This is a genomic window from Janthinobacterium sp. LPB2021202312-11-4 (genome assembly GCF_037049705.1).
GTDB lineage: Bacteria > Pseudomonadota > Gammaproteobacteria > Pseudomonadales > Pseudomonadaceae > Aquipseudomonas.
The window spans coordinates 1-18,881 of the sequence record NZ_JBAGKV010000029.1; the positions used below are offsets into that span (position 1 = coordinate 1).

The 18,881-nt window shown below is 61.9% G+C and carries 17 protein-coding genes; 9 read left to right on the forward strand and 8 right to left on the reverse strand.

All coding sequences use genetic code 11. The features are described from left to right. Nucleotides 1–223: 223 nt before the first annotated feature. Complete coding sequence (locus tag V5E99_RS24795; protein WP_499804869.1) at nucleotides 224–796, forward strand: PadR family transcriptional regulator; 573 nt, start codon at nucleotides 224–226, stop codon at nucleotides 794–796. Continuing rightward, complete coding sequence (locus tag V5E99_RS24800; protein WP_499804870.1) at nucleotides 793–1,578, forward strand: siderophore-interacting protein; 786 nt, start codon at nucleotides 793–795, stop codon at nucleotides 1,576–1,578. The genes V5E99_RS24795 and V5E99_RS24800 overlap by 4 nt, the downstream gene beginning before the upstream one ends. An 89-nt stretch (nucleotides 1,579–1,667) precedes the next feature. Here the strand turns inward: V5E99_RS24800 and V5E99_RS24805 are convergent, their stop codons facing one another. The 3 genes from V5E99_RS24805 to V5E99_RS24815 all read right to left on the reverse strand — a co-directional run bounded on the left by V5E99_RS24805 (nucleotide 1,668) and on the right by V5E99_RS24815 (nucleotide 4,095). Next, nucleotides 1,668–2,273, reverse strand: coding sequence for a Pr6Pr family membrane protein (locus tag V5E99_RS24805; protein ID WP_499804871.1), 606 nt, complete (start codon nucleotides 2,271–2,273; stop codon nucleotides 1,668–1,670). Between the two features lie 47 nt (nucleotides 2,274–2,320). Continuing rightward, nucleotides 2,321–2,551, reverse strand: coding sequence for a VF530 family protein (locus V5E99_RS24810; RefSeq protein WP_499804872.1), 231 nt, complete (start codon nucleotides 2,549–2,551; stop codon nucleotides 2,321–2,323). Nucleotides 2,552–2,703: 152 nt separating this feature from the next. Further along, nucleotides 2,704–4,095, reverse strand: coding sequence for an aminotransferase-like domain-containing protein (locus V5E99_RS24815; protein ID WP_499804873.1), 1,392 nt, complete (start codon nucleotides 4,093–4,095; stop codon nucleotides 2,704–2,706). 348 nt (nucleotides 4,096–4,443) lie between these two features. On the opposite strand from V5E99_RS24815, the gene V5E99_RS24820 reads away from it, so the two are divergent. The 7 genes from V5E99_RS24820 (at nucleotide 4,444) to V5E99_RS24850 (ending at nucleotide 14,188) form a co-directional block, all read left to right on the forward strand. After that, on the forward strand, nucleotides 4,444–5,649 hold the full coding sequence (locus V5E99_RS24820) for a benzoate/H(+) symporter BenE family transporter (protein WP_499804874.1): 1,206 nt from the start codon (nucleotides 4,444–4,446) through the stop codon (nucleotides 5,647–5,649). Then, nucleotides 5,646–6,818 carry an NAD(P)/FAD-dependent oxidoreductase gene (locus V5E99_RS24825; protein ID WP_499804875.1) on the forward strand — a complete coding sequence of 391 codons (1,173 nt, stop codon included), beginning with the start codon at nucleotides 5,646–5,648 and terminating at the stop codon, nucleotides 6,816–6,818. Before V5E99_RS24820 ends, V5E99_RS24825 begins: the two co-directional genes overlap by 4 nt. Before the next feature lie 28 nt (nucleotides 6,819–6,846). Beyond that, nucleotides 6,847–7,278: a Rid family detoxifying hydrolase gene (locus V5E99_RS24830; RefSeq protein ID WP_499804876.1), complete on the forward strand. Its 432-nt coding sequence runs from the start codon at nucleotides 6,847–6,849 to the stop codon at nucleotides 7,276–7,278. Between the two features lie 95 nt (nucleotides 7,279–7,373). Continuing rightward, entirely contained in the window at nucleotides 7,374–8,627 is a 1,254-nt protein-coding gene (thrC, locus tag V5E99_RS24835) for a threonine synthase (RefSeq protein ID WP_499804877.1), read from the forward strand. 11 nt (nucleotides 8,628–8,638) lie between these two features. Beyond that, on the forward strand, nucleotides 8,639–9,877 hold the full coding sequence (glyA, locus tag V5E99_RS24840; protein ID WP_499804878.1) for a serine hydroxymethyltransferase: 1,239 nt from the start codon (nucleotides 8,639–8,641) through the stop codon (nucleotides 9,875–9,877). Nucleotides 9,878–10,232: 355 nt separating this feature from the next. After that, a complete protein-coding gene (locus V5E99_RS24845) occupies nucleotides 10,233–11,570 on the forward strand; it encodes a carbohydrate porin (RefSeq protein WP_499804879.1) in 1,338 nt (445 codons plus the stop codon). 206 nt (nucleotides 11,571–11,776) lie between these two features. Then, nucleotides 11,777–14,188 (forward strand): glucose/quinate/shikimate family membrane-bound PQQ-dependent dehydrogenase, encoded by a 2,412-nt coding sequence (locus V5E99_RS24850; protein ID WP_499804880.1) that lies wholly within the window; start codon nucleotides 11,777–11,779, stop codon nucleotides 14,186–14,188. A 72-nt stretch (nucleotides 14,189–14,260) separates the two neighbouring features. Here the strand turns inward: V5E99_RS24850 and V5E99_RS24855 are convergent, their stop codons facing one another. The 5 genes from V5E99_RS24855 to V5E99_RS24875 all read right to left on the reverse strand — a co-directional run bounded on the left by V5E99_RS24855 (nucleotide 14,261) and on the right by V5E99_RS24875 (nucleotide 18,842). Further along, on the reverse strand, nucleotides 14,261–14,446 hold the full coding sequence (locus tag V5E99_RS24855) for a hypothetical protein (protein ID WP_499804881.1): 186 nt from the start codon (nucleotides 14,444–14,446) through the stop codon (nucleotides 14,261–14,263). Between the two features lie 91 nt (nucleotides 14,447–14,537). Continuing rightward, on the reverse strand, nucleotides 14,538–14,957 hold the full coding sequence (locus tag V5E99_RS24860; RefSeq protein ID WP_499804882.1) for a group I truncated hemoglobin: 420 nt from the start codon (nucleotides 14,955–14,957) through the stop codon (nucleotides 14,538–14,540). Continuing rightward, on the reverse strand, nucleotides 14,957–15,820 hold the full coding sequence (locus tag V5E99_RS24865; RefSeq protein WP_499804883.1) for a DUF3034 family protein: 864 nt from the start codon (nucleotides 15,818–15,820) through the stop codon (nucleotides 14,957–14,959). The genes V5E99_RS24860 and V5E99_RS24865 overlap by 1 nt, the downstream gene beginning before the upstream one ends. 3 nt (nucleotides 15,821–15,823) lie before the next feature. Continuing rightward, the gene (locus V5E99_RS24870; protein ID WP_499804884.1) at nucleotides 15,824–18,181 is read right to left on the reverse strand and encodes a putative bifunctional diguanylate cyclase/phosphodiesterase; all 2,358 of its coding nucleotides are present in this window, start codon (nucleotides 18,179–18,181) and stop codon (nucleotides 15,824–15,826) included. Beyond that, complete coding sequence (locus V5E99_RS24875) at nucleotides 18,165–18,842, reverse strand: methylamine utilization protein (RefSeq protein WP_499804885.1); 678 nt, start codon at nucleotides 18,840–18,842, stop codon at nucleotides 18,165–18,167. The genes V5E99_RS24870 and V5E99_RS24875 overlap by 17 nt, the downstream gene beginning before the upstream one ends. Nucleotides 18,843–18,881: the final 39 nt, after the last annotated feature.

Genomic DNA, 18,881 nt, shown 5'->3' on the forward strand with positions numbered 1-18,881 from the left:
CTAAAGGCACTTGGCAAATATAAACCTTACATTAATAGAGTGATAACTTTAACTTCGAAGTTACCCTCTTCAAACTGAAAAAATATCGGTCGGTTATGTCGCGTTCGTCCGTGCAGCGCGTTTCACCGCTCGTCGGCACACGCCACGGCGCTGAAAAAAACGCCTTGCGCTCGTCTTAAGATATATCTTAAGTTGTATCTAAACATGACGAGAGAACACAAAAATGAGAGACCATCATTCCCACCGCGAACACGGTGACGGCCGCGACGGCTTCGAGAAACGCCCTGGCCGCGAGCGCGGCGGACGCGGCCCACGGGTCTTCGCCCCCGGCGATTTGAAATTGCTGCTGCTGGCGCTGATCGCCGAACAGCCATGCCACGGCTATGACCTGATCCGCCAGATCGAGGGCATGTTCGACGGCGCCTACAGCCCCAGCCCCGGCGTGATCTACCCGACCCTGACCTTTCTGGAAGAAAGCGAAATGATTACCGGCGATGCCGAGGGCGGCAAAAAACGCTACAGCGTGACCGACGCCGGGCGCCTGTCCCTGAGCGACCAGGCGATTGCCCTGGAAGGTGTGCGGATGCGCATCGACGTGAGCAAACGCTCGCTGCGCGGCCATGATCGCCCGGCGGAAATCCACGAAGCGGTGCACAACCTGCGTCACGCACTACAACTGCATCACGGGCGCTGGAGTGCGGCAGAAATCCTGCGCGTCGCCGCCCTGCTCAACGACACCGCCAAAGCCATCGTCGACGGCCCCGCCGTTCAAGCCGCCCAGGAGACAGCCGAATGACTGCAGTCCAGACCCCAACCATTCACCGCGTCATGCACGAAATCAAACGCCGTCGCCTGGAAGTGCTGCGCGTGGTCGACCTGACCCCGCGCATGCGCCGCATCACCCTCGGCGGCCCGGAGCTGGCGGGTTTTGTCAGCCTCGGCAGCGACGATCACGTCAAACTGATATTCCCGCAGAACGCGGCGGAAACGGCAGCGCTGGAAAACCTGATCCTCGGTGCCGGTAAAACCGACCAGCCGATGCCGACCATGCGCGACTACACGCCACGGCGCTATGACCTGGACACGCTGGAGCTGGACATCGATTTCGTCCTGCACGGCGACGGCCCTGCCTCGACCTGGGCCGAGCAGGCTACGCCGGGGCAGTTCCTGCACATCGGCGGGCCACGGGGCTCGATGATCGTCCCGGACATCTTCGACAGCTACTTGCTGATCGGCGACGAAACCGCCCTGCCCGCCATCGCCCGGCGCCTGGAAAGCCTGGCGGCCAATCGGCGGGCGCTGGTGATCATTGAGGTGGAGAACGGCAAGGAACAGCAGCACCTGGAAAGTGCCGCGCAGGTGCATGTGATCTGGGTGTTACGCGAGGGCGGCAAGGACAACCTGCTGACCACGGTCAAACAGATTCAGGTGCCGAGCGGTGATTTGTACGCCTGGGTGGCGACCGAGACCAAGGTGTCACGGCAGATCCGCCGGGTACTGCTGGATGAACATGGGCTGGATGATCAGTTCGTCAAAGCGGCGGGTTACTGGCGGGCTGATGGCAGCGACGAGGAATAACGCTTGAAAGATCGCAGCCTGCGACAGTGCCTACAGATGCGGGTAATTCCCCTGTAGGAGCGCCGCAGGTTGCAATCTTGGCTTTGCAGTCAGCGACGACGGTATCGATCCAAGCCCACGATCACCAACGCAATCACCACAAACCCCGCCAATATCCCCCCGGCATTGATAAACACCTGTGGATAACCCAGGGTGCCGACATCAATGAACGGATACGGGTAAGCACTCAGCAAATGCCCGCGCAGCAGCGCATAGGCGAAATACACCAGGGGATAAATCACCCACAACCCGATGTGCCCCAGACGCAGCGTGCCTTTGGGCACACACCACCACCAATAGAGCAGAAACAGCAGCGGCATGATGTCGTGCAGCAATTCATCGGCGAGCAATTGCCAGCCTTCGGGGTGCCACAGATGGCGTAATAACAGGCTGTAGGCGAGCCCGACCACGGCAATGCTCACCGCGATCCCGCTGCTGACCGCCGGCCGCAAAAACCAGCGCCGCGCCGCCGAATCCCGCGACGTCACTTCACAGGTCAGCACCACGGCCACCAGGGTGTTGGTCAATACGGTAAAGAAGCTGAAGAAGCTCATCAGCCCGCCCATCAGGCTGGCGCCGATTTCCCAGCGTGTGCCGAGAATCAGGTACAGCTGAACACTCAAACCCACCCAGCCCAGTACCGCCGCCACGTTCACGCAACGACGCCTCGCGGCAGACCCCGGCGTCGATAAGGCGAACATGCTCAGAGCGGACGCTTGGTGCGCATCAACTTGACGTACAGGCGTTCGACCTTCTCCCGCGCCCACGGGGTTTTGCGCAGGAAGGTCAGGCTCGACTTGATGCTCGGGTCACTTTTGAAGCAACGAATATCGATGCGCTCGGCCAGCCCCGACCACTCGTAGTGTTCAACCAGGCCGTTGAGGATCTGTTCCAGGGTCACGCCGTGCAGCGGGTTGGTGTTCTGTTCGGTCATGCCGGGCCTTTGCGCGAAGAAAGAATAAGAAGCCGCGCACCTTAGCCGAGGGGTTCGCCGGGTGGAAGCGCTCTGTTAACTGTAGGTGAAGCTGAAAAGATCGCAGCCTTCGGCAGCTCCTACGGTTTGCGTTCGCGTGCGACCGTGGCGGCTCAGTAATAACGGCGCGGGTCGGAGTCGATCAGGCTGGCCAGTTTGGTCAGGGCAAAACGCAATTCGTCCTGGCTGGTGGGCGACATCAGCACCAGCCGCACACAGCGGGTAATCCCGGAGCGTTCGGCCTGGAACTGCGTGCCGCTCAGCACCAGCACCCCGTTGGCCCGGGCGAGCATGGTGAACTCGTCGCTGGTCCACGGCTCGGGCAGCGTCAGCCAGACGTGGTAGGAGTAGGGCTGGGTCTTCATTTCGAAATTGGCGAAGATTTCCCGGGCGATCGCCTGGCGCCCGGCGGCTTCGTTGCGCTGGATGCGGATCAGTTTTTTGTCCAGGCCTTCGGTGATCACATTGCTGGCCAGTTGCGCGGTCAGCGGCGACGGCATCCACACGCTGCTGCGCACCATCGAGGTCAGGCGCGAGAGCAATTTGGGCGGGCTGTAGATGTAGCCGACGCGCAACGCCGGCATCACCGATTTCGACAGGCTGGTCAGGTACACCGAACGGTCCGGCGCAAACGCCGACAGCGGCTTGATCGAAGGGTCGGTGGCGAGGAAGCCATAGATGTCATCGTCGAGGATGATGAAGTCGAACTCTTCGGCCAGTGCGGCAATTTGTGCCCGGCGTTTTTGCGACATGATCGCCGCCGTCGGGTTCTGACAGGTCGCCACGCACACCAGCATCGCCGGTTTCTCTCGCTGGCACAGTTCACGCAACGCTTCGGGGATGATCCCTTCGCCGTCCATCGGCACGCCACGCAAGCGCCGCTCCAAGCCATGGGCCAGGGAAATGATGCCGGGGTAGCAAAGCTCTTCGCAGAGCACCAGGTCACCGGCGTTGGTCAGCGCGCTCATCGCGACCATCAAGCCATGCTGGGCGCCGGCGGTGATCACCACTTGCTGCCATTGCGCGTCGGGCAACGAATGGCGCAACCACTGTGCGCCGGCCTCGCGGTGCGCCGGGTGACCACCGTCCGGCGCGTAATCCAGGGCGCGGGCGAAATCGGTGCTCTTGGCCATGCCCACCAAGGCGCCGCGCAACCAGTATTCGAGGGTTTCGCTGTAGGGCTTGATGATCGACAGGTCGAGCAGCTCGGACTGCCCCAGGTTCAATGGCGCGGCGGCACTGTTGCTCGCGGGCAGTTCCAGTTGCTTCTGGTTGAGCACATAGGTCCCGCGCCCCACTTCCCCCTGCACCAGACGCCGCCGATGAGCTTCGCTGTACGCGCGGCTGATGGTGCCCGGCGTGACATTCAGGGTCGTGGCCAGCTCCCGCAAGGTCGGCAGGCGATCACCTTCGTTCAATACGCCATTGCTGATATCGCGCGCCAATGCATCGGCAATCGACAAATACATCGGCTGGCTGAACTCGCTTAGTTGGGGAACCCACATGAATGATCACTGCCCATCGTAGAAATGATGAATATCCGAGCATATCACATGGAGGTTAGGCAACTAATAAATCGACCCAATCGATAAATTGAGTCGATTGATGCAGCGATTGAATCGATAGACATCCCTAAGAACAGAAATTTTCATAATAATTAATAGTCTTATAAATCAATAAATTAAGCGCCTAATAGCAAAAAAAACAGGCACTGATAGCAAAAAAACATCTCGTAACAACCCCACCAGCTATTGAATCAACTCAATTCATTCAAATACACTCATCTCGAATCGAAGCAATCGACTCAATCCCCCTGATCACTGCGCGACTCTGCCGCGCCAAGTCGAGACATCATGGACACACTCAGAAAGGATCTATCCCTGTCAGCCGTCATTGCGGGCTTTATTGCCGTGATCATTTCCTATGCCGGCCCGTTGATCATCGTGTTTCAGGCTGCCAAGGAAGCGCACCTGCCCAACGACGTGGTGTCTTCGTGGATCTGGGCGATTTCCATCGGTAGCGGCCTGACAGGCCTGTTCCTGAGCTGGCGCCTGCGGGTGCCGGTGATCACCGCGTGGTCGACACCGGGCGCAGCGCTGCTGGTGTCGATGCTGCCCACCGTCACCCTGCCCCAGGCCATCGGCGCTTATGTGGTTGCGTCGGTGATCATTGCCGTGGTCGGTTTGTCCGGCGCCTTCGACAAACTGATGAGTCGTCTGCCCAAAGCCATTGCCGCCGCCATGCTCGCGGGCATCTTGTTCCGCTTTGGCGCCGAGCTGTTCACCTCGATCAAGCTGCAACCGGCGCTGGTGCTGTCAATGATCGCGGCGTACCTGATCTTCAAACGCTTTTCGCCGCGCTACGCGATTCTCTCGGTGCTGATTATCGGCTGCGCGGTGGCCGCCTCGTTCGGTGAACTGAACAGCGGTGCAATCACCATCGCCGTGGCCCACCCGGTATTCATCGCGCCGGAATGGAGCTGGCACGCGATCATCAACATCGGCCTGCCCCTGGCGCTGGTGACCCTCACCGGCCAATACGTACCGGGCATGGCGGTGTTGCGCACCTCGGGCTACAACACCCCGGCGCGTTCGATCATTTCGGTCACCGCGATTGGTTCGATCCTGATGGCCCCGTTCGGCTCCCACGGCTTTAACCTGGCGGCGATTACCGCCGCCATCTGCACCGGCCGCGAAGCCCACGAAGACCGCGACAAACGCTATATCGCCGGCATCGCTTGCGGGGTGTTCTACATCCTGATGGGCACCTTCGGCGCGACCCTGGCCTCGGTGTTCTCCGCCCTGCCGAAAGAGTTGATTGCCTCCCTCGCCGGCCTGGCCTTGTTCGGTGCAATCAGTGCCGGTTTGACCGGTGCCATGGCCGACGAGAAACAACGGGAAGCAGCGCTGATCACCTTCCTGGTCACCGCTTCGGGCATGAGTTTCCTCGGTCTGGCGGCGGCGTTCTGGGGGTTGATCTTCGGCCTCGTCGCCCACTTTGTGCTGACCTACACCCGGGAAAGCAAGGCCGCCGCACTCGCCGAGGGCAGCCGACCATGACCGCTCGTTACGATTTCATTGTGGTCGGTGGCGGCATTGCCGGGGTATCGGCGGCCTATGAACTGGCGGCCCACGGCAGCGTCTGCCTGCTGGAACAGGAACAGCAACTGGCGTATCACACCACGGGCCGTTCGGCGGCGATCTCGATGGAAAGCTACGGCAACCAACAGATCCGCTCACTGACCTGCGCCTCGCGACGGTTTTTCGAAAACCCGCCCGAGGGCTTGGCCGAGCATCCGCTGTGGTCGCCACGGGGTGCGTTGATCGTGGCCCAGGCAGCGCGGATGGACAAACTGGCGACCCGTTTCAACGCGGTACTCGGGCAAGTCCCGACGGCCAAGTTCCTCGACGACAAACAGGTGCTGGAGTTGGTGCCGTATCTGGCCGAAGGCGCCTGGAGCGCCGGGATCTACGAACCCAGCGCTTTCGATCTGGATGTGCACGGCATTCACGGCGCCTACCTCGGCGGCCTGCGCGCTCGCGGCGGGGTGATCAAGCGTGAAGCCGAAGTGCTGCGCGGCGAACACCGCGCCGGTCACTGGACGTTGCACACCCGCGATGGCCAGCAATTGGAAGCGGCCATTGTGGTCAACGCCGCTGGCGCCTGGGCCGATGAATTCGCCGAGCGCTGCGGCGTGCCCAAGGTCGGTGTGCGCCCGTTGCGCCGCACGGTGCTGGCGGTCGATCCGCAATGCGACGTGCACCACACGCCGTACCTGGGCACGGTCGACGAAGACATTTTCATCAAGCCCGAAGCCGGGCGCCTGATCGTTTCACCCTGCGATGAAAGCCCTTCGCTGCCCTGCGATGCGCTGCCGGAAGAGCTGGATTTGGCCATCACCATGGATCGCCTGCAAAGCACCACGCGCCTGCGTCCACGGTCGATCATCAACAAATGGGCGGGCCTGCGCACGTTCGTCGCCGACCGCTCGCCGGTGCTCGGCCAAGACCCGCAACAAGAGAGTTTTATCTGGCTCGCCGCCCTCGGTGGCTACGGCATTCAAGCCGCGCCCGCCATCGCCCGGCTGTGCAGCCACGCGGCGTTGGGCATCGCCATGCCGGCGGACCTCGCCGCCCTGCAACTCAATTACCAGCATTTTTCCCCGGCCCGTTGCCGCGACGCGGAATTTTCGAGCCTGGCCGTCAAACAGGTTGCCGATTTGCATTAACCCCACCCACTTAACAAGGAACGTCACCATGCAAACCAACGCTCAACTCAAGACCGCCGCCAAACCTTTCCTTGGCGAAGAAAACGTTATTTTCACCGACAAGGCGCCACTGCCGCTGGGTACGTATTCCCAGGGCATCAAGGTCAGCCACGGGCAGACCATCTACCTGTCGGCGCAAACCCCGGTGTCGGCGCTGAACAACGAGGTATTGGCCACGGATTTCGAAGGCCAGTTGCGCCAGACCCTCGACAACCTGCAGCAAATGGCCGAAGCGGCCGGCGGTACCCTGGCGAACGTGGTCAAGGTCACCGCGTTCATCACTGACTTGAGCGAATTCCCGACCCTCAACCGCGTCATGGAGGAGTACTTCACCAAGCCCTATCCGGCCCGCACCACGGCCGGCGCCAGCGCCCTGGCGCGCAATACCCTGGTCGCCATCGACGCCATCATGGTGGTCTGAAACACCTTCTGTCAGCGGAGTGCCCGTCGGTCCGGCGTAATGGACCGACGTCGGCAGGGAAAGCACCAGCACAGCGTACTTTCAGGGGGTTGGCCATGAAGAATTCGTACAGAGAGTATGTGTTGCAGTGCCTGGTTTGCGATCGCAGTTACCAGCCGCATGAGGTCAGCTATTTCTGCCCTCATTGCAAAATCGATGGTGCCCTTGATGCGCTTTACGATTACCCGACGCTCAAGCGCGAATGGTCCAGGGACAGCCTGGCCCACGACCACGCCCGTGGCATGTGGCGCTATGACCGGCTGATGCCGTTGAGTTCGACGCAGTTCATTCCGCCGTTACTGGTGGGCAACACGCCGCTGTATTCGCGCCCCGAACTGCTCGGCAAGGGTGCGCGGATCAAAGTCTTTATCAAGGATGAATCCCGCCAGCCCACCGGTTCGCTGAAGGATCGCGCCAGCGCCCTGGCGGTGGCCCACGCCATGCAATCCAGGGCGCGCACCGTGGCAGTGGCCAGCACCGGCAACGCCGCGTCGGCCCTCGCCGGGATGAGCGCCAGCCTGGGTTTGCACAACGTGATTTACCTGCCCAAAAGCGCGCCCCGGGAGAAGCTGGCGCAGATGCAGGGCTACGGTGCCGAGATTGTGCTGGTGGACGGCCAATACGACGAAGCCTTCGAGCAATGCCTCAACGCCTGCGAAACCCACGGCTGGTACAACCGCACCACCGGCATCAATTCGTACATGAGTGAAGGCAAGAAAACCGTGGCCTTCGAGATGTGCGAGCAACTCAACTGGCAGGTGCCGGACCTGGTGTTCGTGCCGGTCGGCAATGGCTGCATTCTCGGCTCGGTGTACAAGGGCTTTTTCGACCTGCTGCAACTGGGCTGGATCGAGCGCATTCCCCGCTTGATCGGCGTGCAGGCCGAACACAGCAACTTCATGTACCGGGCCTGGCGCAGTGATCGGCCGATGCAGCAGATCGAACGCATTGCGCCCACCAGCCTGGCCAGCAGCATCAACGTGGCGTTGCCGCGCGATCGCCTCAAAGCCATGCGCGCAGTCACCGCCAGCGGCGGCGAGTTCATCTGCGTCAGTGACCCGAGCATCGTTGCCGCCGCCTCGCGACTGGCCGCCAGCACCGGCGTGTTTCCCGAAGCCGGCGCCGCCAGTGCCTTCGCCGGCCTGCTCAAATACGCCGAAGAACACCCCGACACCCCGCAGACCGCCGTGATCCTGATCACCGGCAGCGGCCTGAAAGACACCTCCATTTTTCTATCCGACTCGACCAGAAGCCAGCCACGGGTGCAGCCGCATCACGCGCCGGCAGCGCTGGCCGAAGCGCTTACCTGAGGAATCACCCCATGAGCCTGCAAAATTTCGACCCCGCCGTTGCCCGCCTGATTGACCGCGAACGCAATCGCCAGGAAACCCACCTGGAGCTGATCGCTTCGGAAAACTATGTCAGCGAAGAAGTGCTCCAGGCCCAGGGCTCGGTGCTCACCAACAAATACGCTGAAGGCTATCCGGGCAAGCGTTACTACGGCGGTTGCAAGGTGGTCGACGAGATCGAAAACCTGGCCATCGAGCGCGCGCGCAAACTGTTCAACTGCGAATACGTCAACGTCCAGCCGCACTCCGGCTCCCAGGCCAACCAAGCGGTTTTCCTCGCCGTGCTGGAGCCCGGCGACACGATTCTGGGGATGTCCCTGGCCCACGGCGGTCACTTGACCCACGGCGCCTCGGTGAATTTTTCCGGCAAGTTCTACAAGGCGTTTTCCTACGGGCTGGAGAAGGAAACCGAGACCCTCGACTACGCCGAAATGGAAGCCCTGGCCCGCGAACACCGGCCGAAGATGATCATTGCCGGCGCCTCGGCGTATTCGCGGACCATCGACTTTCAGCGCTTTCGCAACATCTGCGATGAGATCGGCGCGTACCTGATGGTCGACATGGCGCATTACGCCGGGTTGATCGCTGCGGGCGTGTATCCGTCGCCGGTAGGCATTGCTGACTTCATCACCTCCACCACCCACAAAACCCTGCGCGGCCCGCGCGGTGGCCTGATCCTGGCCAAGGCGCAATACGCCGCGCTGCTGGATAAGACGATTTTCCCGGTGTACCAGGGCGGGCCGCTGATGCACGTCATCGCCGCCAAAGCCGTGGCGTTCAACGAAGCCTTGAGCGATGGCTTCAAGCATTACCAGCAACGGGTGATCAACAACGCCCGGACCATGGCCGACATCCTCACCCGCCGTGGTTTGCGCGTGGTATCCGGCGGCACCGATTGCCACATGTTCCTGCTCGACCTGCGCTCGATGAACATCACCGGCAAAGACGCCGAAGCGCTGCTGGAAAGCGCCCACATCACCCTGAACAAAAACGCGATCCCCGATGACCCGCAAAAACCGGCGATCACCAGCGGCATTCGTATCGGCACCCCGGCCCTGACCACTCGTGGTTTTGGTGAAGCGGAATGCGCCGAAGTGGCGAACCTGATCGCTGACCTGCTGGAACAACCGAACAACGCCGCGCTGCTGGACAACACCCGGCGCCGGGTGATGCACCTGTGTGAATGTTTTCCGGTGTATCTGTTGAGCTGATCAACACCCGCCCCCCCAATCCCCGTAGGAGCGAAGCTTGCTCGCGAAGGCGCCGGTTCAGTCAACATCAATGTTGAATGTCGGGACGCCTTCGCGAGCAAGCTTTGCTCCTACCGGGTGTATTTTCTGCCTGCGGCGCCCTGTCGCAGACGACTGTTACCAAATCCGAAACGATCCATGTCAGTAAAAGCGCTTTCTCTCTTTGTTACAGATCATTATCCTGCCGCCCTTAGCTGAAACGCTTCACCGCCCGTTTCAACGCCTTGCGTTCAGTTCATCCCTTCAAAAAAAGACCCAGAATCAATTCTCTATGCCTTATTTTCCAGCTCCGCGAGACAGCGCTGTCTTAACCCCCGTGCCCCAGCGAAAAGCCCTGAACCTGATCGGCGGCCTCAGCGCTTTCGGCCTCGCCACCTGCGTTCACGCAGCCCCGGCCTTCGATAGCGAATCGCCGTGGATGCTCGGCGACTGGAACGGCACGCGCAGCGAACTTTCGGAAAAAGGCTACGACTTCAAAGTCGATTACACCGGCGAAATGGGCAGCAACCTGCACGGCGGCTACGACCATGACCGCACCGCGCGCTACAGCGACCAGTTCGGCCTCGGCACACACCTGGACTTGCAGAAGATCCTCGGTTGGGACGCCGCCGAATTTCAGTTGACGATCACCGAGCGTAACGGCAACAACATCAGCAACGACCGGATCAACGACCCACGGGTCGGCGGCTTCACCTCGGCCCAGGAGGTCTGGGGCCGTGGCCAGACCTGGCGCCTGACGCAGATGTGGTATCAGCAGAAATTCTTCGACCAGACGCTCGACATCAAGGTCGGCCGCTTTGGCGAAGGCGAGGACTTCAACAGCTTCCCCTGCGACTTCCAGAACCTGGCGTTCTGCGGCTCCCAGGTCGGGAACTGGGTCGGTGGCATTTGGTACAACTGGCCGGTCAGCCAATGGGCGCTGCGGGTCAAATATCACCTGACCCCGGAGCTGTACGCGCAGATCGGTGCTTATGAGCAAAACCCGTCGAACCTCGATCGCGGCAACGGCTTCAAGCTCAGCGGCAGCGGTACCCAAGGCGCGATTCTGCCGGTGGAACTGGTGTGGTCGCCCAAGCTCAACGGCCTGCCGGGCGAGTACCGCGCCGGTTATTACTACAGCAACGCCAACGCCACCGACGCCTACAAGGACAGCAATGGCCAGCCCGCCGCGCTCAGTGGCGAGGCGTATCGCAGCGCGTCGAGCAAGCACGGTGTGTGGCTCGGTGTGCAGCAGCAGGTCACTAGCCGCGCCAGCGATAACTCCCGGGGTTTGAGCGTGTTCGCCAACGGCACGATGCACGACAAGAAGACCAACGCCATCGACAACTATGTCCAGGCCGGCGTCGTCTACAAAGGCTTGTTCGATGCCCGCGCCAGGGACGACATCGGTTTCGCCCTGGCCCGGGTCCACGTCAACCCGGCCTATCGCAAGAACGCCGAGGCGACCAACCAGGCCCGCGCGGTCTACGACTACGACGACCCGTCGTTCCTGCCGCCCCAAGACACCGAATACAGCGCCGAACTCTATTACGGCGTGCACGTGACGAATTGGCTGACCGTGCGCCCGAACCTGCAATACATCCGCCATCCCGGTGGCGTGGACAAGGTCGATGACGCGCTGATTGGCGGGATCAAAATCACTTCGTCGTTCTAACCAACACCACAACCCTTGTAGGAGCGAGGCTTGCCCGCGATGGCGGAGTGTCAGTCGACCCATGTGTTGAATGGGCCGACGCCATCGCGGGCAAGCCTTGCTCCTACGGGAAAAGTTTCACTTTTCTAACTGAACCATGCCCGCGCCGGATCGTCATCTACAGTGAACTTGCGCGGGACTACTTAAACGTCACGGAGAACCACACTATGAGCACTGATGGTGCTTTGAGTCGAAGCCGCCTGCTGCCGAGCCTGCTCGGTATCCTGCTTCTGCTAATGGGCCTGGCCATGCTGGCCGGGGGGATCAAGCTGAGCATGCTCGGCGGCTCGCTGTATTACCTGCTGGCCGGTATCGGCTTCGCACTGAGCGGCGTGTTGCTGATTGCCGCCCGCCGCGCTGCCCTGGGCCTGTACGCACTGGTGCTGTTCGCCAGCACCGTTTGGGCGCTGTGGGAAGTCGGCCTCGATTGGTGGCAACTGGTGCCGCGTCTGTCGCTGTGGTTCGCCCTCGGTGTCGTCCTGCTGTTGCCATGGTTCCGCCGTCCGTTGCTGCGCGATGGCGCCGCACCGCTGGGCACTGCGGCGCTGAGCGTTGCGGTGATTCTGTCGGGCGCCACCGCCGTGGCCAGCCAGTTCACCCATCCGGGTGAAGTCTTCGGCGAGTTGGGCCGCGACACCACTGACCTGACCAGCACCGCCCCGGCCATGCCCGATGGCGACTGGCAGTCCTATGGCCGCACCGAATTCGGTGACCGCTACTCGCCGCTGAAGCAGATCACCCCGGCCAACGTCGGCAAGTTGCAGGAAGCCTGGCGCATCCGCACTGGCGACCTGCCGACCGCCGATGACCCGGTTGAGCTGACCAACGAAAACACCCCGCTGAAGGTCAACGGCATGCTCTATGCCTGCACCGCCCACAGCAAAGTGCTGGCGCTGGACCCGGACACCGGCAAGGAAATCTGGCGTTTCGACCCGCAGATCAAGAGCCCGGTGGGCTTCAAGGGCTTCGCCCACATGACCTGCCGTGGCGTCTCTTATTACGACGAGAACGCTTACGCCAAGGCTGACAATGCTTCGGCCGCCGTCATCTCCGACGCCGGCAAAGCCGTTGCCCAGGCTTGCCCGCGTCGCCTGTACCTGCCGACCGCCGATGCACGCCTGATCGCGATCAACGCCGACACCGGCAAGGTCTGCGAAGGCTTCGGCACCCACGGCACGGTTGACCTGACTCAAGGCATTGGTCCATTCACTGCCGGTGGCTACTACGCCACCTCCCCGGCGGCGATTACTCGTGATCTGGTGATCATGGGCGGCCACGTCACCGACAACGAATCGACCAACGAGCCGTCCGGTGTGATCCGTGCGTTCGATGTGCATGACGGTCACCTGGTCTGGAACTGGGACAGCGGCAACCCGGAGGCCACCGAGCCTTTGGCGCCGGGTAAAACCTACACCCGCAACTCGCCGAACATGTGGTCCCTGGCCAGCGTCGACGAGAAACTGGGCATGGTCTACCTGCCTCTGGGCAACCAGATGCCTGACCAGTACGGCGGCGACCGCATGCCGGGTGCCGAAAAGTACAGCGCCGGCCTCGTTGCGCTGGACCTGTCCACCGGCAAGGTGCGCTGGAACTATCAGTTCACCCACCACGACCTGTGGGACATGGACGTGGGCAGCCAGCCAACCCTGCTGGACCTGAAAACCGCCGACGGCGTGAAGCCGGCGCTGATCGCACCGACCAAACAGGGCAGCCTGTATGTGCTCGACCGTCGCGATGGCACGCCGATTGTGCCGATTCGTGAGATCCCGGTCCCGCAAGGCGCGGTCAAGGGCGACCATACCGCACCGACCCAGGCCCGTTCGGACCTGAACCTGCTGGCCCCGGAACTGACCGAAAAAGCCATGTGGGGCGCCAGTCCGTTTGACCAGATGCTGTGCCGCATCCAGTTCAAGGAACTGCGCTACGAAGGCCAGTACACCCCGCCGTCGTTGCAGGGCAGCCTGGTCTATCCGGGTAACGTCGGTGTGTTCAACTGGGGCAGCGTGTCGGTCGATCCGGTCCGCCAACTGCTGTTCACCAGCCCGAACTACATGGCGTTCGTGTCAAAAATGATCCCTCGCGCCGAAGTCGCGGCGGACAGCAAGCGCGAAAGCGAAACCGCGGGCATCCAGCCCAACACGGGCGCGCCCTACGCCGTGACCATGCACCCGTTCATGTCGCCGTTCGGCGTACCGTGCCAGGCACCGGCCTGGGGTTACGTGACCGGGATCGACCTGACCACCAACAAAGTGGTGTGGAAACGCAAAAACGGCACCAGCCGCGACAGCTCGCCACTGCCAATCGGCCTGCCGATCGGCGTGCCAAGCATGGGCGGCTCGATTGTGACGGCGGGCGGCGTCGGCTTCCTCAGCGGCACCCTCGACCAGTACCTGCGCGCGTATGACGTCAACAGCGGCAAGGAACTGTGGAAGTCGCGCCTGCCGGCCGGCGGCCAAGCCACCCCGATGACCTACACCGGCAAGGACGGCAAGCAATACGTGCTGCTCGTCGTTGGCGGCCATGGCTCGCTGGGCACCAAAATGGGCGACTATGTGATCGCTTACAAACTGTCCGAGTAAGTTCTGGCGGCGGTTAAACGAAAGGCGACGCCCTCACAGGTGTCGCCTTTTTTGGTGCCCACTATTTCTGTCTCACCCATGAACAACTGTGGGATCGGGCTTGCTCGCGAAGACGATTTCATCTTCAACATTGATGTTGGCTGACCCACCGCTTTCGCGAGCAAGCCCGCTCCCACAAGGGATCTGCAGCGCCTGCAAAAATCGCCCGTAGGAGCTGCCGAAGGCTGCGATCTTTTGATCTTGAAAAATCAAAGTCAAAAGATCGCAGCCTTCGGCAGCTCCTACAGGAATTGTGTGCAAAAGATCGATTGGCGTTATTTCTTGATCGTGTGCGAATGATCGGACGGGGTTATTTCTCGATCACGTCCGGGCGCATGGGGGCCAGTCGGGCGATCAGGCGATTTTGTACGGGGACGCTGATGCCCTGCGCGTCCATCGCGGCGATGAGGTCCTCGACCAACGCATTGAAGTCGCTGCGGCTGACGTTCTGGCCCTTGTGACTCTCGGCCATGCTGTCGCCCGTGTACACGCAAGGCCCGCCCGCTTCGACGCAGAACTGTTCGATCAGTTTGTCCCGCAGGCGCTGGATATCAATGCGGCGGAAGCGTTCGACAATTCGCTCGTCCCGGGCAATGTTCAGCAGCATGCCCTCGACTATCCGGGTGATCCCCGGCCGCTCGCCGAGGTCACGGTAGAGGCTGTCATCTTTCGGCGGCTGTTGTGCGCAAGCACTCAATAACAACGCCAGCATCAGCGGCAACATCCGCATCAGAAACTCCCCTGTATCGACAGATACGTGCCGTTCTGGTTATCCAGCGTGGCAATCTCGCCGAGTCGCGCGTAGGCCAACACCACCGACACATGCTTGGTCGGGAAATACCCCACGAACAGATCCGCCCAATCACTTTCCCCGGCGAACGACAGGTTGTCCGGTTTCTCCCGATACTCGACGCCCACCGCCCAGCGCGGGTTGAACAGCAGCGCCACCGAGCCTTCTTTCAACAGGCTGCGGGTATCACGCCGATCACCGCCAAAGCCCAGCAACCCCAACTCATTCGCCCGGCTGTAACGCAGGCTGCCGTTGACCAACAGGTTGTAGCCAAACGCCGCGCCCATGAACAAACGACTGGCGGCCAGATACCCTTCGGTGTCGCTGTCTCGCTTGGCGCCGACCAGGCCCGGAATCAAAAAATCCCGTTGATGTTTGTATTCCAGGCCCAGGGAAACCTGCGGCAGATCGTCGTAGATCACATCGCCAAACAACCGTACTTTCACCCCGAGTACGTCCTGGCCGAGGCTGTCCTCGGGCAGGTTCAACTTATGCACCAGCGAACCGAGATCAAAGCGCTGCCGGGCGAACGACAACTCGACGCGATTGTCGTAGGCCACCGCCAACCCGGCCACGTCCAGCCGATAGTCCGGCAGGTTGACCGTGGTCGCGAACGCGGTGGCGCCCCACTCATTCTGCTCGCCATAACCGGCGAGCACCGCCCACGGCGTGATGCCGCCGCCCGCCGCGCCTTCGAGACTGCTGGCGCCGCCCGTGGCGATCAGGCGACCGTTGTCGGCCATGGCGGTTTGCAGGGTCAGGCCGACGAGGCAGCCGAACAACAGGGAAAAACGTGAGGTCATGAATCAATGAACCATGGAAGTTTGAGCATTGAGGGGCAGCGCCACCCAGGCTTCGAACGCCGCCGCACTCAGCGGTCGACTGATGAGATAACCCTGCGCCGTGTCGCATTGCCAACGTTCGAGCAGGCGCAGGCTGTGGGCATATTCGACGCCTTCGGCCACGACCTTGAGCCCCAGGTTGTGGCTCATTTCGATGGTCGAGCGGACGATCACCGCGTCCTCGCTGGTTTCGTCCAGGTCGCGGACGAAGGATTGATCGATCTTCAACTCCTGCACCGGCAAACGCTTGAGGTGCGCCAGCGACGAGTAACCGGTGCCGAAATCATCCACCGACAAACTGATGCCGCACTCGCGTAATTGATGCAGGACTTTCAACGCCCGCTCCGGCTCGCGCATCACCGCGCTTTCGGTGATTTCGAAAATCAGTTGCTCGGCGGGCAAACGGTAAACCCGCAGCAACGCCGAGACCCGTTCAGCCAAGTCATCGCTGAGCAAATCATCGGCGCAAATGTTCAACGACAACTGCAAACGCAGGCCCCGGCGATTCCATTCCGAGAGCTGGCGCATGCCCTCGCCAATCACCCAATTGGTCAGGGTCTGGATGCTGCCGGTGCGCTCGGCCAACGGGATGAATTCGCCCGGCGAGACCATGCCGAATTGTGGATGCTGCCAGCGCAACAAGGCTTCAGCCTGGCGCACGCGCCCTTGGCGGATGTCCAGTTTGGGTTGGTAATGCAGGAGGAATTCGCCCTTGCTGGCGGCGTGGCGCAAGTCGCGGATCAGGGTGATCTGGCGCCGGTGCGCGAGGTCGCGGCCCTGCTCGTAGAGTTGCAGGCGCCCGGGTATTTGCCCGGCATCTTTCATGGCGATGGCGGCGCGCTCCAGCAAGGTTTGCGCACTCAGGCCATCCACCGGATACGCGGCGATGCCGAGACGACAATCCAGCGTCAGGTCATGCCCGTTGATGCGCTGGGGCTTGAGCAGCAGTTGTTGCAACTGATCGGCCACGGCCACCGCCGCGTCACTGTCCATGCCGTCGAGCAACAGCAGGAACTCATCGGCAATCAGATGCGCGACGGTATCCCCGGGACGCAGTGCGACTTGCAGGCGCTCGCCGGTCTGGCGCAGCAATTGATCGACCGATTCAGGGCCAGCGGACTCGTTAATCGCCCGCAGGTTGTCGATGCCCAAATACACCAGCGCCATCGACCGCTGCGCCGAAATCGCACTGCCCAGTCGCTCCATGGCCAGCGCGCGGTTGGGCAGTCCGGTGAGCGGGTCGTGCAAGGCGTTGTGGGCCAGTTGCAGTTCGCGCTCGGCGATGCCGCTTTGCATGGAATTGAACGCCGTGGCGAGCAGCCCCAACTCATCGCTGCGCTTGAGGCTGACCGGGGTCTGGTAATCGCCCTGGCCAATGCGCTCGGCGGCCGCTGCCAGCGCACGCACCGGTTGCGACACACCACGGGCCAGCAACAGTGCGCCGGCCAACGAACCGAGCAACGCAACCAACGCGATGCCGAGGATTTTTTCATCCAGCGGCGCGAACGCTTGCATCGCCACATCCAGCGGACTTTGCAGCAACGCAATGACCTGGTTGTCGCGACCTTCCGGGGCACTGGCCAGCATCAACGACTGGCCGAGGAAATTCTGATCCTGAAGCTCACTCAACTGCACCTCTGCCCCCTGCCGAGCGCCGAGCATCAAGCGCACCAGGCTGTCGTTCATGGCACCCGGCTGGGTGCTGACCAGTTCGCCGACGTGCTGGCGGTCGACGGTGAGGAATGACACTTGAAGGTTGGTCAACGACTGCAATTCCGCCGCCCAACTGGCGTCCATGCTGAAACCCATCACCACCCGGGCAATCGGCAGCGGCGCCAGCACCGTGGCTTCCACCAGCAAATGCGGTTTGCCCTGCAACGGCACGATGACCATGGTCTGTTGCGTGCGCCGGGCTTCACGCAGCGCCTGGTCGTAGCGGAACGGCGTGCCTTCGACGACATCATCGAGGGTGCTGGCCAGGACCTTGCCGTCCATGCCCAGCAAAATCATGTCGCTGGCATTGATGCGTTTGCCATGGTTGAGCAGCACCGAGGCCATGGTCGCCGCGTCGCCGCTGGCCACCGCATCGCGGAAACCGAAATCCGCCGCGAGCAACTGCGCGCCATCGGCCAACCGCCGGCCGCGCACTTCCAGCAACCGTTCGAATACCCGCGTACCGACTTCCAGTTGCGCACTGGCCTGGCCGCGCACGGCAGAATTGGTCGCCGCCTTCACGCTGAAATACAGCGCGCCGACCACCACCAGCAACAGCAGAATCAGGACACAGGCGACCCGCGCCTGAAAGCTACTGCGCAGTTTCATGGGCGGCTCGCTTGAAGGCATCGCCAAACGCACTCGGTGCCGGCGTCGGTGGCGTTTGCGAAGCCTGGGCTTCGATGGTCAGGGTAAAGCGCTGTGCGAGGCCGGCAGCGGCGATCTTCACCTCACCGCCGTCGACCGGTTGCATGCCTGCCGCTTGCGGATGCCACAGCGTGGCGTGATAGACGCCGGCCGGCGCGTCGAGGGTCAGTCGGCCCTGGGCATCGCTCACGCCGAAACGCGGATCATCGGTGACATACACGTAGCCAAGCATCCAGTCATGGATGTTGCAGCCGAGCACCACCATGCCGGGTTTGTCGAACAGCACCGGATCGGACGGCGTGCCCTCATACAGCCGCAGTTCAAAGCGCTTGGCCGGGGAAAAGGAATACACCTGATGGCGGATGTTGTCGCTGTTGGGGAATTTGATCGACGTGCCGGTGTGCACCGCCAGCACGTGGGGCGCGAACTGCTGAGCGCGTTGGTCCATGTCGGCCTTGAGCGCACCGGCCGGCAAACCGACCGGGCCTTGCAGGGTGACAACCGCGTCGGCCAGCGGCGCGCCGTTTTGATCGTGCATCTGGATGTTCAGCGGCGCGGCACTGGCGGCAGTCGCCATGCAGGCGAGGGCAGTGATGAGTAAAGAGGAAATGAATTGGGCCATGGGGCTTCCAAACAGTCAGGGAGTCGAGATGGCCTGCCT